Here is a 14,294-nt window from a genome sequence, read left to right on the forward strand (position 1 = left end):
ATCGCGCAGGGTGCGCTGGACTACGCGAAGGGCTATGTCCAGGAGCGTCGGCAGTTCGGCAAGGCGATCGCGGAGTTCCAGGGTGTGCAGTTCATGCTGGCGGACATGGCGATGAAGCTGGAGGCCGCGCGGCAGATGACGTACGTGGCGGCGGCGAAGTCGCAGCGCGGGGACGCGGATCTGACGTTCTTCGGTGCGGCGGCGAAGTGCTTCGCGTCGGACGTGGCGATGGAGGTGACCACGGACGCGGTGCAGCTGCTGGGTGGTTACGGCTACACCCGGGACTACCCGGTGGAGCGGATGATGCGTGACGCGAAGATCACCCAGATCTACGAGGGCACCAACCAGGTCCAGCGCATCGTGATGGCCCGCAACCTCCCGTAACGGGTCCGACCTCGAACTCCTCGGAGCCCCCGACCGATTCCGATCGGCCGGGGGCTCCGGCGTTTCCGGGCGGGCCTGACCGCCGGCCGCGGCGGTGTCGTATAAATGATCGTCAACTTTCCTGTAGTGCAGCTGAGTACGGAGGAATGCAGATGACCGCCCACGAGACCACCGGCAGGGTCTGGCTGATCACCGGTGCCAACTCCGGCTTCGGCCAGGCCATCGCCGAGGCCGCCATCGCCGCCGGCGACACCGTGGTCGCCGCCGCCCGGCGCCCCGAGGCGCTGGCCGAGCTGGAGGCCGCCCACCCCGGCCGGGTCGTCCCGGTCCGGCTGGACGTCACCGACCAGGAGCAGATCCCCGCCGTCATCGAGGAGGCCGTGTCCCGGCTCGGCCGGATCGACGTCCTGGTGAACAATGCCGGGCGCGGCGTGATCGGCGCCGTGGAGGAGACCACCGACCGCGAGCTGCGGGACCTCATGGACCTGCACTTCTTCGGTCCGGCCGCGCTCACCCGGGCCGTGCTGCCACACATGCGGGCCCAGGGCTCGGGCGCCGTGGTGCAGATGAGCAGCATGGGCGGCCGGTTCTCCTTCCCCGGTGTCGGCGCCTACTCGGCCACCAAGTTCGCCCTGGAGGGGCTGTCGGAGGCGCTGGCCCAGGAGGTGGCCGGCTTCGGGATCAAGGTGCTGATCGTCGAGCCGGGCGCGTTCCGGACCGGCTTCGCGGGCGGCGGCGCGCTCGCCCACTCCGCCCCGATCGACGCCTACGAGCCGGTGGTCGGCCCGGTCCGCACCGGCCTGCCGGACTCCGACGGCAAGCAGGCGGGCGACCCGGTGAAGGCCGCCGAGGCGATCCTGACCGCGCTGGACGCCGAGCAGACCCCGCTGCGGCTCGCGCTCGGCACCGACGCCGTGGACGCGATCCTCGACAAGCTGGACGGCGCGCGCAGCGAGGCCGAGGCCTGGGCGGCGGTGGGCCGCGCCACCGACTTCCCGGCGGGGGCGTAACACCGCGGGAATCCCCGCGACGGCGGGCGGCCGGACTGCCTAGGCTGCCCGCCATGTCCTCCACGCTCAGCCTCGCCGTGCTCACCCCCGACAACATCGACGCCGCCCTCGACCTGCGGGTGCGCCCGGACCAGGAGGGCCTGGTCACACCGGTGGCGACGTCGCTGGCCGAGGCGTACGTGTACGGGGAGACGGCCTGGCCCCGGCTGATCCTGGACGGCGGCCGGCCGGTCGGCTTCGTGATGGCCTTCTTCGACGTCCGCTTCGACCCGGAGCGGCCCGGCGACCGCCCCCGCTCCGGCCTCTGGCGCCTGCTGGTGGACGCCGGGCAGCAGCGCGGCGGCTACGGCCGGTTCGCCGTCGAGCAGGTTTGCGCGGAGATCCGCCGCCGCGGCGGCACCCGCGCAACGGTCACCTACCACCCGGGCCCGGACGGCCCGGCCGGGTTCTACGCCCGGCTGGGCTTCCGCCCGACCGGCGAGCTGAGCGGCGAACAGGAGGTGGCGGAGGTCGAGCTGTGAGGCCTCAGTCGAGCAGTGCGGCGGCCTGCTCCCGGGCCTGCCGCAGCCACTCGGCCCGCTCGTCGGCGGGGGAGTCGGTGACGGTGCGGAACACCGTCCGCCGGACGTCGGTGACGCCGACGTACGGCAGCACGCAGGCCGCCCAGATCCGTTCCAGCGGGTCGCCGAACTCCTCGCGCTCCCGGGTCCCGGGGGTGTCCGAGGTGTTCAGCACCAGGGCCCGCCCGGCCCGCAGCAGTCCGGCCGGCTCGCCGTCGGCGGTGCCGAGCTTGTAGGCGACGCCGGGGGCCAGCACCCGCTGCACCCAGCCGGTCAGCACGGCGGGCGGCATGCCCCACCAGTTGGGGTGGATCAGCACCAGCGCGTCCAGGGTGGCCACCTCGGCGCGGTGCAGGGCGAGTTGGGGGTCGGTGGTGGCCCCGGCGTCGGCCACCGTGCCGGTCTCCTCGGCGGTGAGCAGCGGCGCGAACCCCTCGGCGTACAGGTCGTGTGCCCGTACCTCGCAGCGGCGCCCGCGCAGCTCGTCCACCACGGCCTGGTACAGCGCGTGGTTGAAGCTGCTCGGCCGTGGATGCGCCAGGTAGACCCCGATCCGCTTCATGTTCCGCCCCCCTCAAGGTGGTTGGAGGCCGATGCTACTGGTGCCGCCGGGGGTTGCGGGGCCGGACGGGCCTCAGGAGCGGGCGGCCGTGCAGTGCGCGAGCGCCTGCGCGGCCGGGACCGGGGTGAAGGGCTCGACGGCGGTGACCGCGAAGCGGGAGAGCCGCAGGTGGGGCTCGCCGGTGTCGGTCAGGGTCCACTGGTGCCGGGTCCGGGCCGTCATCGGGCGGCCGTCCTTGGCGATGCCCTGCCAGTCGAAGTCGATGGCCAGGTCGTACGTCCGGCCGGGCCCCGGGGTGACGGTCAGCTCGCGGACGTGGTGCAGGCTGAGCTGGACCGCCTCGCGGGTGCCCGCGTACCAGGCGGCGACCTCCTCGTAGCTGTGCAGCGCCCGCCCGTCGGGGAAGGTCATCGTCAGGTCGTCGGCGAGCAGTTCGCGCAGCGGCTCGGCGTCGCCGGTGGTCCGCTCCAGCAGCTCCAGCCAGCGGTAGAGGAAGGCGCGGGCCCGGTTCTCGCCGGCCGCGGCGGTCAGCGTGGCGCGCAGCCGGTCGAGGTCGGCCTGCTCGGCGGGGGTGGTGTGCTCGGACATGTTTCGGCCCTCTCGGCGTGGTGGGGATGCATGTTGCGTGCGCACGCACACACTAGAACTGTGTGCGCACGCACGCAACCTCGGTACGATGAACGCCATGGACCGTGCTGATCTCACCCTGGGCCCGCTGTCGGAGCAGGACCACGCCTTCTACGGCCTGGTCTGGGCGGGAACCACCCTCGCCGCCCGGATCGACCGGGAGCTCACCCGGGCGCACGGGCTGCCGCTGTCCTGGTTCGAGGTGATGCTCTGGCTGAACGGCCAGCGGGAGCCGGTGGCCGCCTCCGACCTCGGCGCGAAGACCATGCTCAGCCGCAGCCAGGTCTCCCGGGTCGTGGACGCCCTGGCGGGGCGCGGGCTGGTGTCCCGCGCGCCCTCCGCCTCGGACGCGCGCTCGGTGCGGATCGAGCTGACCGAGCAGGGCCGCGCCGTCTTCGCCGAGGCCGACGCCACCCGGCGGGCCGTCCTCGCGCCGGTCTTCACCGAGCGGCTGGACGAGGCGGACATCGCCGCCCTGGAGACGGTCTGGCGCAAGCTCAAGGCCTGAGCCCCCTACGCCGCCGCCGACTTCCCGGAGGCGCCGGCGATCACCTCGTCCAGCACCTCCCGCGAGCGCAGCAGGTCGGTGATCATCCGGTCGATCCGGTCACGCTCCGCGGTGAGCTCCTGGACCAGCAGCGGCGTGGCAGTCCTGTTCGGGCCGCCGTCGGAGTCCCGCATGCAGGGCAGGATCTTGTGGATGGTGCGACTGTGCAGCCCGGCCGCGAACAGCTCCTGGATGTGGACCACTCGGTCCACCGCCGTCTCCGGGTACTCCCGGTGGCCGCCCTGGGTGCGTTGCGCGAGCAGCAGGCCCTGCTGCTCGTAGTACCGCAGCGAGCGCTCGCTCACGCCCGTCCGCCGGGCCAGTTCACCGATCCGCATGCCGTCCACCCCGTCGTCCCGGTCGAAGCGCCCGTCGAGTCGCTCAAGCGAACCGGACATCGATGGTAGCTTCCGCCCGGCGCCCGCCGGATAACACGCCGATCCGACCTCGTGCGCTCCGGGGGTGGCGAGCGACGGCGGGCCGCTCGTGCCATGATCCCTGCATGGGTTCCAACGTTTTCTTCGACATCACCATCAACGACGAGCCGGCCGGCCGCATCGTCTTCAAGCTCTTCGACGACGTCGTCCCGAAGACCGCCCGCAACTTCCGCGAGCTGGCCACCGGCCAGAACGGCTTCGGCTACGAGGGCTCCGGCTTCCACCGCGTGATCCCCGCCTTCATGCTGCAGGGCGGTGACTTCACCAACCACAACGGCACCGGTGGCAAGAGCATCTACGGCGAGAAGTTCGCGGACGAGAACTTCGAGCTGAAGCACGACCGCCCGGGTCTGCTCTCGATGGCCAACGCCGGTCGCAACACCAACGGTTCGCAGTTCTTCATCACCACCATCGTCACCGACTGGCTGGACGGCAAGCACGTCGTCTTCGGCGAGGTCGTCGAGGGTATGGACCTGGTGAAGAAGATCGAGGGTCTCGGCTCGCAGAGCGGCCGCACCTCGGCCAAGATCACCATCGCCAAGTCCGGCGAGATCGCCTGATCACCGTCCTCCGGGACCGGTGACAACCCACCGCCCCGGAGCGGGGAGTCGGACCTGCCGACCTTCCGCTCCGGGGCGGTGGTGTGCCCGCCCACCCGTGGCGGGCCCTAGGACGAAGGACCGATGGTCGATCGCCCGCCGCCCGGGTGGAATGGGCGGGTGGATCACGAGAAGGCGTACGAGGGGCTGGCACCGGCCGTACGGGCGGCGTACCTGGAGCGGATCGGCGTGACGGAGCCCGGGCCGCCCACGGCGGAGGGCCTGGCGCTGCTGCAGCGGGCCCACCTGCGGGCGGTCCCGTTCGAGAACCTGAGCATCCACCTCGGCGAACCCGTGGTGCTGGAGCCGGCCGCCCTGGTGGCGAAGCTGGTGGACCGGCGGCGCGGCGGCTTCTGCTACGAACTCAACGGCGCCTTCGCCGAGTTGCTGCGCACACTGGGGTACCGGGTGAGCCTGCTGGCCGCCCGGGTCTTCGACGGGGAGCGGCCCGGGCCGCCGTTCGACCACCTGGCGCTGCGGGTCGACCTGGACGAACCCTGGCTGGTCGACGTGGGGTTCGGCCGGTTCAGCCTGCTCCCGCTGCGCCTGGACGAGCGCGGCGCCCAGCCCGACCCGCACGGCACGGTCGTGATCAGTCCGTACGGCGACCACGGCGAGCTGGACGTACGACTGGACGGCGTGCCGCAGTACCGGCTCGACCAGCGCCCGTACCGACTGGCCGACTTCGGGCCGACCTGCTGGTGGCAGACCACCTCGCCGCAGTCCCACTTCACCCGGTCGGCCACCTGCTCGCTGCTCGCCCCGGACGGCGGCCGGACCACCCTCAGCGGCACCCGGCTGATCCGGACCGCCCCCGACGGCGGCCGCACCGAGGAGCAACTCACCGACGCCGGGGCGCTGTCCGCGTACCGGGAGCACTTCGGGATCGTGCTCGACCGGCTGCCGACCCCTCCGTCCGCCTGACGCCGGGGCGGTGGTGTGCCGTCAGGCGGGGGCGGAGCCGGGCGCCCAAGTCCCTTCCCGCACGCCCACCTTGCGGGCGGGCGCCCCGGCCCAGATCTCGCCCGGCCCGGTCGAGCGGGTGAGCACCGCGTTGGCGCCGACGACGGTGCCCGCGCCCACGGTCAGCACGCCGTCCTTGCACACCACCTTGGCGCCCGCGCACAGCACCGCGCCGTCCTCGACCACCACCCGCCGCATCGTGCTGCGCTCCTGCGGCACCCACGGGTCGGCCCGGCCGACGGTCACGCCGTTGTAGAGCGTCACGTTCGCGCCGAGCGTGGTGTACGGGTGCAGCACGGTGCCGAAGCCGCGGTGGAACACGGTGAGTCCGGGCCCGATCTCGCAGGCGGCCGGCACCTCCATGCCGTAGAGCGCGAGCGCCTCCTGGACCAGGCGGCCCAGGAGGCGGTGGCGTCGGCGGTAGACGAGTGCGGTGACGAGGGGCATTCACCCATTGTGGCGGGCTGGTCGCCCGGAGTCGCCGGTTACTTGAAGTCCGGCACCGCGGTGTCGTTCTTGAAGGCGTCGAAGACCTGCTTGGACTTGCCGGCGTCCCACTGCACCGCGGACTCGCCGGTCTTGGTGTGGTAGTCCGCGTTGCCGACCGGGACGGTCATGGTCTTGCCGTTGCCGCCGTTGACGTCCTTCATGGCGAGGAAGAGCGAGCCCAGGTCGGTCAGCCCGCAGTCGTCGTCGACGATCAGGGTGCCGAGCGCCGAGTCGACCAGCGGGTAGAAGGTGAACGGGTTGAGCACGTTGCCCGGGGAGGCGGCCTGGTGGGCGAGGGCGCCGAGGAACTTCTGCTGGTTGCGCATCCGGCCGAGGTCCTGGTCGGCCATCTGGTGGCGCTGGCGGACGAAGGCGAGGGCCTGCTTCCCGTTGAGGGTCTGGTCGCCGGCCTTGAGGTCGAGCCCGGAGTCCTTGTCCTTGACGTCCTGGTCGATGTGCATCTCGACGCCACCGATGGAGTCCACGATGCCGACGAAGCCGGTGAAGCCGATCTCGGCGTAGTGGTCGATGTGGATGCCGGTGTTCATCTCGACGGTCTGCGCCAGGAGCCGGCCGTTGCCGGTGGCGAAGGCCGAGTTGATCTTCGAGGTGGTGGCCTTGACGGTCTTCCCACCGCTCGTCTTGAACTCCGGTATCGGCACCCAGGAGTCGCGCGGGATGCTCATCAGGGTGTTCCCGTGGTCCCCGATGTGCAGGATCATCATCGAGTCGCTGCGCTTGCCCTCGACGTCGTGGCCGGTGTGCATGTCCTCCATCTGGGCATCGGTGAGGCCCTCGCGGCTGTCCGAGCCGACGATCAGCCAGTTGGTGCCCTTGCCCTCCGCCGGGCGGCCCGGGTAGTCGGCCAGCACGTTCTCGTGGTTGAGCTTGGAGTCCGCCCAGAAGTAGGTGGAGACGGCGGTCACCATCACGGCGATCAGCACGCCGAAGACCGACCACTTGACGATCCGCCGCCGCGGCCAGCGCTTGGCCTGGGCACCGGCCGGCCGCGCACCGGCCGGGCCGCCGGGACCACCCGGACCGCCGGGCCGGCCGGGACCACCCGGACCGCCGGGCCGGCCCGGGCCACCGGGCACGCCCTGCGGCGGGACGCCGCCGTACCGGGACGGCTCGGGCTGCCGCGGCGCGGGCGCCCCCGGCCCGCGCGGGTTCAGCGAGGACGGCAGCGGCGGCTCGGCCGCCGCCCCGCCTCCGCCGTTGCCTCCGTACGGGTTCCCGCCGCCGCCCGGGCGGCCCTCCTGCCACGTGTTCATGCCGTCGAGGATGCCCGACCCCGCTCGGCCTGACTCCCCCCGGGGGCCCCACCAGGCCTCTTGTAGCAGTTTTGATGCACGTCCCGGATCGTTCCGCTGAAACGTCCCGTCACCCGCGTTCCGGCTGCCGAAACGATTCTTGACCGCCTCGAACACAGCGTGTTTGCATTTCAGGCATGGATCAGCGTTGGGCACTCACGCGTCGGCGGCACGTCGACCTGCGGCGTGGGGTGGCCTGTTCGCTCTGTCGCGGCTGACACTCGCGCCTCGCGCCCGTCGAGACGCCCCCTTCCGAGCACCGAACCGCAGCGCCCCGCCCGCTGCGGCGCCGTTTCGAAGAGCCGCCCCGCTTCCAGCCAGAGGTGAACCATGGCCACCGTCCTGTCCGTTTCCGGCTCCCCGTCCGCCACCTCCCGCACCACCCGCCTGCTGCGCCACGTCGACGCCCGCCTCGCCGACCGCGGCCACCACGTCATCCCCTTCGAGGCCCGCAGCCTGCCCGCGCACGCGCTGCTGTCGGGCGACTTCGACCACCCCGAGATCGCCGCCGTCACCGAGCTGTTCGCCCGCGCCGACGGCGTGGTCATCGGCACCCCCGTCTACAAGGCCGCCTACTCGGGCCTGCTGAAGGCCCTGCTGGACGTGCTCCCGCAGTACGCGCTCACCGGCAAGGCCGTCCTGCCACTGGCCACCGGCGGCTCGCCCGCGCACGTCCTCGCGGTCGACTACGCGCTGCGCCCGGTGCTCAGCTCGATGGGCGCCGGCCACATCACCCAGGGCTGGTTCGTGCTCGACCGCCACATCACCGCCGGGGAGGACGGCACCACCCTGGTCGAGCGCGAGACCGACGCCCTGCTGGCCCCCGTCGTGGCGGGCTTCGCCGACGCCCTGGAACGGCTGGCCGCACCCGCGCTGACCGGCTGAGCAGCGGCCGGCGCGACCCCGTACGGGGCGACCCCGAGACGGCCCGCGGCGCCCCCTAGGGGGAGGGGGCGCCGCACCCCGTAGAACCTTGGTTGCACCGCTTCATTCCGACGGAGGACGAGCGGCCCGCAACCGACTCCTACCGTGGATCTCACGTCCTCATCCGCCCGAACGCGGCCCGACTCCGTCGGGTCCGCGGCCGACCGCGTCGGCAGGGTGGGGCCAACGGGTGGGCCCACTTCTTAGGAGACTCCAGTGACGACGGCAGCAGCCGTGTACGACCCCCAGCTTCCCGGCGGACCGTCCGCCGTCGCCGCGTCGGCCCGTCAGGTCACCAAGGCGTACGGCTCGGGCGAGACCAAGGTGACCGCCCTGGACGCGGTCGACGTGGACATCCAGCGCGGCCGCTTCACCGCGATCATGGGCCCCTCCGGCTCCGGCAAGTCGACGCTGATGCACTGCCTGGCCGGCCTGGACACGGTCAGCGGCGGTCGGATCTGGATCGGCGACACGGAGATCACCGGCCTCAAGGACAAGCAGCTGACCAGGCTGCGCCGCGACAAGATCGGCTTCATCTTCCAGGCGTTCAACCTGCTGCCGACCCTGAACGCGCTGGAGAACATCACGCTCCCGATGGACATCGCCGGGCGCAGGCCCGACCAGGCCTGGCTGGACCAGGTGGTGGAGACCGTCGGCCTGGCCGGCCGGCTCAAGCACCGCCCCACCCAGCTCTCCGGCGGCCAGCAGCAGCGCGTCGCGGTGGCCCGGGCCCTGGCCGCCCGCCCCGAGATCATCTTCGGCGACGAGCCCACCGGGAACCTGGACTCCCGGGCCGGCGCCGAGGTGCTGACCTTCCTGCGCCGCTCGGTGGACGAGCTGGGCCAGACCATGGTCATGGTCACCCACGACCCGGTCGCCGCCGGCTACGCGGACCGCGTGCTCTTCCTCGCCGACGGCGTGATCGTCGACGAGATGCACGCGCCGACCGCCGACTCCGTCCTCGAACGCATGCGCCGTTTCGACGGCAAGCGCACCAGCTGAGCGGCGGGACGACCTCACCATGCTGCTCAAGACCTCACTGCGGAGCTTCTTCGCCCACAAGGGCCGGATGGCGCTCTCGCTCGTCGCCGTCGTGCTGTCGGTCGCCTTCGTGTCCGGCACCCTGGTGTTCTCCAACACCGCCACCAGCACCTTCTCCAAGCTGTTCGCCGCGACCGCCTCGGACATCTCGGTCCAGCCGCCCACGCCGGCCGAGGACGACCGGCAGGACAGCGACAAGACGCCGACCGTTCCGGTCTCGCTCGCCCAGCAGGTCGCCGCGGTGCCCGGGGTGAGGACCGCCGTCGGCCAGGTCATGGTCGGCAACGCGATCCTGGTCAACCCGGCCACCAACAAGCTGGTCGGCCCGACCAGCGGCGCGCCGACCCTGGTCGGCAACTGGACCGACACCCCGCGCAACCCGGTGAAGATCACCTCGGGCCACGTCCCGCAGGGCTCCGGCGAGCTGGTGCTGGACGCGGACACCGCCAAGAAGGCCAAGCTCGGCCTCGGCGACAAGCTCCGGGTCGACAACGCCGGCGGCCAGCACCCGTACACGATCGTCGGCATCGCCACCTTCACCACCACCAACCCGGGCGCGGCGCTGGCCTTCCTGGACACCCCGACCGCCCAGCAGGTGCTGCTCGGCGAGCAGGCCTACACCACCGTCGAGGCCTTCGGCGACGGCAGCCGCAGCGACGACCAGCTCAAGGCCGACGCCCTCGCCAAGGTCGGCAGCGGCTACGAGATCAAGACCGCGGCCGAGCAGAAGGACCAGAACACCAAGACGATCGGCAGCGGCCTCAACTTCATGAAGTACGCGATGCTCGGCTTCGCCGGCATCTCGCTGATCGTCGGCGGCTTCCTGATCATCAACACCTTCTCGATGCTGGTCGCCCAGCGCACCCGCGAGATCGGCCTGCTGCGCGCCATCGGCGGCAGCCGCCGCCAGGTGAACGGCTCGGTGCTGGTGGAGGCGCTGATCCTGGGCGTGCTCGGCTCGACCCTCGGCGTGGCGGTCGGCCTGGGCGTCGCGGTCGGCCTGATCAAGCTGATGAACGCGATCGGCATGGACCTCAAGGCGAGCGACCTGGAGATCGGTCCCGACGTCTTCGTGGCCGGCTACGCGGTGGGCATCCTGATCACCGTCATCGCGGCCTGGATCCCGGCCCGCCGGGCCAGCCGGATCGCCCCGATGGCCGCCCTGCGCGACCACGGCACCCCGGCCGAGGCCCGCTCCAACATCGTCCGGACGATCCTCGGCCTGCTGCTCACCGCGGGCGGCGCCGGCCTGCTGGTGCTCGCCGGCTCGGCGGACAAGGCGGCCACCGGCGGCCAGTACCTGGGCCTGGGCCTGCTGCTCACCCTGGTCGGCTTCGTGGTGCTCGGCCCGCTGCTGGCCACCGTCGTCATCAAGGTGCTCGGGGCCCTGCTCCCGGCCCTGTTCGGGCCCTCCGGCAAGCTCGCCCAGCGCAACGCGATGCGCAACCCGCGCCGCACCGGCGCCACCGCCGCCGCGCTGATGATCGGGCTGGCGCTGGTGATCGGCTCGTCGGTGTTCAGCTCCTCGGCCGTCACCTCGGCCAGCGCGCAGATCGACAAGTCGGTGGGCGTGGACTACATCATCTCGGGCGGCCGCACCCCGGTCACCACCGACATGATGGACGCGGTGAAGCGGACCCCGGGCATCGACCACGTCACCACCCAGGAGGAGTTCAAGCGCACCAAGGTCCAACTGCCGGACGGGCAGAGCGCCAGGACGGACCTGACCGCCGTGCCGACCAGCTTCTTCGGCACCGACTTCCACCCCACGGTCACCGCCGGCGCGGTGGACTCGGTCGGGCACGGCTCGCTGGGGATCGGCGAGACCTTCGCCAAGGACCACAACCTGAAGGTCGGCGACCGGCTGACCGTCGACTACGGCAAGGGCCGCACCCAGACCCTGCCGGTGGGCGTGGTCTTCCAGAAGGGCGGGCTGCTGGGCGACGGCACCTTCGTCGGCCTCGACACCGTGACCGAGGTCGTCCCGGCCGCCGAGCAGCCGCCGGTCTGGACCTTCTTCGCCAAGGCCTCCGCCGGCACCGACGTCGCCAAGACGCTCACCGCCCTGGAGGACGCGCTCAAGCAGTACCCGCAGCTGACCGTCAAGGACCAGGCCGGCTACAAGGAGCTGGTGCAGTCCCAGGTCAACACCCTGCTCTACCTGATCTACGGACTGGTCGGCCTGTCGATCACCGTCGCCGTGCTCGGCGTGGTCAACACCCTGGCGCTGTCGGTGGTCGAGCGGACCCGCGAGATCGGCCTGCTGCGGGCGATCGGGCTCTCCCGCCGCCAGCTGCGCCGGATGATCCGGCTGGAGTCCGTGGTGATCGCGGTGTTCGGCGCCGTCCTCGGCACCGGGCTGGGCCTGGCCTGGGGCATCACCGCCCAGCGGGTGCTGCGGGACCAGGGGCTCGGGACGCTCTCCGTCCCGACCACCGTGATCGCGGTGACGCTGGTCTCCTCGGTGGTGATCGGCCTGGTCGCCGCACTCGTCCCGGCCTTCCGGGCCGGACGCATGAACGTCCTCGCGGCCATCGCGACGGACTGACCCGGCGGCGGGGGACGCCGGGGCGAACCCTCACGGGGGAACGGGGGAACGGGGGAACGGGGGAACGGGGGAAACCGGGGGGAACGGGGGTCAGGGGCCGGGCGCACAGCGCCCGGCCCCTGCGGCATGGACGGCCACCGGACGGCCGAGACGATCATCCGATGCTGGGATGATCGCCGCATGCTCCCCTCGGACGCCCCGCCCCTGCCCAGCGCCGCGCCCCTCACCGCCGCCGCGGCCGCCCGCTGGCGCGCCGCCCGGACCGCCTGGCGGCTGGACACCCGCTGGCTCGCGCTCGCCCCGGCCGCCTTCCTCGCCCTGGCCACGGCCGTGGAACCGACCGACACCGGCGGCTGCGACGTCCAGGGCATCTGCCAGGACACCTGGGGCTCCGCACTGGCGTTCTGGACGGTGCTGGCCGAGGTGGTCCTGCTGATCGCCAAGCCCCGGATCCGGGCGCTGGTCCCCCCGGTCGCCCTGGCGGTGCTCTGGTACGCCCCCGGCGGCCTGGTCTCCCCGCTCGGCCGCTGGTCGGCCGTCCTGATGAACCTGCTGCTCGCCGCCGTGCTGATCGGCGCCGAACTCGGCCGCCGCCGCGCCCGCCAGCAGCTGGACGAACTGGCGGCCCCGCCCGTCCCCTTCCCGTGGACGGCCGCCGGGGCGCCCTCGCCCGTCCGGCCCGAGGACCCGCCGGCCGGCCGCCGCGTCCTCGGCGGCCTGCTGCTCCTGGCCGCCCTGGCACTCCCGCTGTACGGCCTCTGGGCGCAGGCCGGGCAGCGGGCCGCCGACCGGCAGGCCACCGGGGTGTACGGCACCGCCCTGTCGACCGACCGGGACGGCGTGCTGACCGTCCGCTTCCAGCCGCCCGGCGGCGGCCCGGAGCGCACCGCGGCCCTGGACGTCCGGTGGCAGCGGCAGCCGCAGCCCGGCGAGCCCGTCACGCTGCTGGTGAACGGCGACTCCGTGCGCGCCGCCGGCGACGACTACGACCTCTCCGGCGAGATGGCCTTCGGTGGCCTGAGCGCCCTGCTCGGCGTCCTGCTGCTCGGTTCGGCCGCCGCCGCGAACGCCCGCCGGGCCCGGCCCGCCTACGAGGGCTCCGCGCCCGCCCTGGCCGTCCGGGTCCGCGCCGACGCCCGCGGCGACCTGCTGGTGCTGCCGCTGGACGGCCCGCCGGACGGACCCGCGCTCTGGCGCGTGGTCGAGCGCGACCGCTACCTGTGGTCCCCGTACGGCGACCCGGACGGCGAGGGCCCGGCCTGGGTGCCCGAGTCCATGAAGATCGAGGGCGAGGGCGAGTATCCCGACTCCGAGCCACCGTCCGACGGGGCCGGGCCCTACGACCGGCCGACCCCCGCGCAGGCCGTCGCGCGGCTGGCCCGGACCGGCCGCAGCGTCCCCGCCGTGCTCTACCGCGGCCCGGACGGCCCGGACCGGCAGCTCCTGGTCCGCCCCGGACTGCTGGACCACGACCCGCACTGGGTGGCCGCCGAGGTCGCCGCCGTCGCCCGGGCCCCGCGGTCGAACCGCAAGGCCGAGTACGCGCACGAACAGGAACTCGCCGTCGCCGAGCTCACCGCCGAGACGGTGGCCGCCGCCCACCCGGCCGGACCGGACGCCCGACCGGTGGCCGCCCGCCGCTGGGAGATACCCGTACCGCTGCGCGTACTGCCCGGGCCCGCGATGGCGCTGCTGCTCGGCGCCGCCGTGGTGTTCCTGAGCGGCGACGGCTGGTGGCAGGGGCTGGTGCGCCCGCTCTGGTTCGGCTCCTCGGCGATCCTCGCCTGCGGCCACGCGCTGTCCTGGCAGATCGTGGCCGACCGGGACGGCCTGCGGGTGGCCACCGCGCTGCGCGTCCGCCACTTCCGGTGGCAGCAGATCACCGCCGCCGCCGTGCACCGCCGGCGGCTGATCATCCGGCTGCGCGGCGGCGAGGACCTCTCCGTGGCCGGCTGGCCGATGTCCCGGCTGGCCCGCCACCTCGGCGAGCGGTACGACCCGGTGGAGCTGGCCCGGATGGTCGCCACCGCCGCCCACCGCCCCGACCTGCGCCCCAAGCAGGTGCTGCCGGACCGGCTGGGCCGTCCGCAGCGCCTGGTGAACACCCTTTCGGTGGCCGGCTTCGCGCTGTTCACCGTCGTTCACCACTGGCTCTGAACCTGCCCCGAACCTGCACCGTTCCCACTCCGATTCGGGCCGGGGGGAACGGAGCGGTACGGTGGGCGTGATCACAGCGCCGGTACCGCCCTTCGGGGTGCCCGAGGCCACCCAGACCGGGACAAGACGGAGA

At 73.0% G+C, this 14,294-nt stretch carries 15 protein-coding genes; 10 read left to right on the forward strand and 5 right to left on the reverse strand.

Annotated elements, in window-relative coordinates; translation table 11 throughout:
- The 3 genes from ACFVWU_RS30005 to ACFVWU_RS30015 all read left to right on the forward strand — a co-directional run.
- Positions 1–384: acyl-CoA dehydrogenase family protein (locus tag ACFVWU_RS30005; RefSeq protein WP_387626784.1), on the forward strand; the 384-nt coding region annotated here is incomplete at its 5' end.
- Between the two features lie 152 nt (positions 385–536).
- Positions 537–1,394 (forward strand): oxidoreductase, encoded by an 858-nt coding sequence (locus ACFVWU_RS30010; RefSeq protein ID WP_387626786.1) that lies wholly within the window; start codon positions 537–539, stop codon positions 1,392–1,394.
- A 53-nt stretch (positions 1,395–1,447) separates the two neighbouring features.
- Positions 1,448–1,915, forward strand: coding sequence for a GNAT family N-acetyltransferase (locus ACFVWU_RS30015; RefSeq protein WP_387626789.1), 468 nt, complete (start codon positions 1,448–1,450; stop codon positions 1,913–1,915).
- A gap of 4 nt (positions 1,916–1,919) precedes the next feature.
- On the opposite strand, the gene ACFVWU_RS30020 is transcribed toward ACFVWU_RS30015, so the two are convergent.
- Together ACFVWU_RS30020 and ACFVWU_RS30025 are read right to left on the reverse strand one after the other, a co-directional pair.
- Positions 1,920–2,516: an NAD(P)H-dependent oxidoreductase gene (locus ACFVWU_RS30020; RefSeq protein ID WP_387626792.1), complete on the reverse strand. Its 597-nt coding sequence runs from the start codon at positions 2,514–2,516 to the stop codon at positions 1,920–1,922.
- 72 nt (positions 2,517–2,588) lie between these two features.
- Complete coding sequence (locus ACFVWU_RS30025; protein ID WP_387626794.1) at positions 2,589–3,104, reverse strand: nuclear transport factor 2 family protein; 516 nt, start codon at positions 3,102–3,104, stop codon at positions 2,589–2,591.
- A 97-nt stretch (positions 3,105–3,201) separates the two neighbouring features.
- Here ACFVWU_RS30025 and ACFVWU_RS30030 point away from each other — a divergent pair, with 97 nt between their 5' ends.
- Positions 3,202–3,651 carry a MarR family winged helix-turn-helix transcriptional regulator gene (locus ACFVWU_RS30030; RefSeq protein ID WP_387626797.1) on the forward strand — a complete coding sequence of 150 codons (450 nt, stop codon included), beginning with the start codon at positions 3,202–3,204 and terminating at the stop codon, positions 3,649–3,651.
- 5 nt (positions 3,652–3,656) lie between these two features.
- On the opposite strand, the gene ACFVWU_RS30035 is transcribed toward ACFVWU_RS30030, so the two are convergent.
- A complete protein-coding gene (locus tag ACFVWU_RS30035; RefSeq protein WP_387626875.1) occupies positions 3,657–4,028 on the reverse strand; it encodes a MerR family transcriptional regulator in 372 nt (123 codons plus the stop codon).
- A 164-nt stretch (positions 4,029–4,192) separates the two neighbouring features.
- Between ACFVWU_RS30035 and ACFVWU_RS30040 the strand changes: the two genes are divergently transcribed.
- On the forward strand, positions 4,193–4,687 hold the full coding sequence (locus ACFVWU_RS30040; protein WP_387626800.1) for a peptidylprolyl isomerase: 495 nt from the start codon (positions 4,193–4,195) through the stop codon (positions 4,685–4,687).
- A 159-nt stretch (positions 4,688–4,846) separates the two neighbouring features.
- Positions 4,847–5,650 carry an arylamine N-acetyltransferase gene (locus ACFVWU_RS30045; RefSeq protein WP_387626803.1) on the forward strand — a complete coding sequence of 268 codons (804 nt, stop codon included), beginning with the start codon at positions 4,847–4,849 and terminating at the stop codon, positions 5,648–5,650.
- 21 nt (positions 5,651–5,671) lie between these two features.
- Here ACFVWU_RS30045 and ACFVWU_RS30050 read toward each other — a convergent pair whose 3' ends face one another.
- Positions 5,672–6,136 carry a hypothetical protein gene (locus ACFVWU_RS30050; RefSeq protein ID WP_387626806.1) on the reverse strand — a complete coding sequence of 155 codons (465 nt, stop codon included), beginning with the start codon at positions 6,134–6,136 and terminating at the stop codon, positions 5,672–5,674.
- Positions 6,137–6,174: 38 nt separating this feature from the next.
- Entirely contained in the window at positions 6,175–7,452 is a 1,278-nt protein-coding gene (locus ACFVWU_RS30055) for an LCP family protein (RefSeq protein ID WP_387626809.1), read from the reverse strand.
- 369 nt (positions 7,453–7,821) lie between these two features.
- Between ACFVWU_RS30055 and ssuE the strand changes: the two genes are divergently transcribed.
- The 4 genes from ssuE to ACFVWU_RS30075 all read left to right on the forward strand — a co-directional run bounded on the left by ssuE (position 7,822) and on the right by ACFVWU_RS30075 (position 14,161).
- Positions 7,822–8,376, forward strand: coding sequence for an NADPH-dependent FMN reductase (gene ssuE / locus ACFVWU_RS30060; protein WP_387626812.1), 555 nt, complete (start codon positions 7,822–7,824; stop codon positions 8,374–8,376).
- A 255-nt stretch (positions 8,377–8,631) separates the two neighbouring features.
- Positions 8,632–9,417: an ABC transporter ATP-binding protein gene (locus tag ACFVWU_RS30065; protein ID WP_270146623.1), complete on the forward strand. Its 786-nt coding sequence runs from the start codon at positions 8,632–8,634 to the stop codon at positions 9,415–9,417.
- Between the two features lie 19 nt (positions 9,418–9,436).
- Positions 9,437–12,004: an ABC transporter permease gene (locus ACFVWU_RS30070; RefSeq protein ID WP_387626815.1), complete on the forward strand. Its 2,568-nt coding sequence runs from the start codon at positions 9,437–9,439 to the stop codon at positions 12,002–12,004.
- Between the two features lie 180 nt (positions 12,005–12,184).
- Entirely contained in the window at positions 12,185–14,161 is a 1,977-nt protein-coding gene (locus ACFVWU_RS30075; RefSeq protein WP_387626818.1) for a hypothetical protein, read from the forward strand.
- The last annotated feature ends 133 nt before the right edge of the window (positions 14,162–14,294 follow it).

Origin of the sequence: Kitasatospora sp. NPDC058190, from assembly GCF_042883685.1 — a bacterium.
Lineage (GTDB): Bacteria > Actinomycetota > Actinomycetes > Streptomycetales > Streptomycetaceae > Kitasatospora.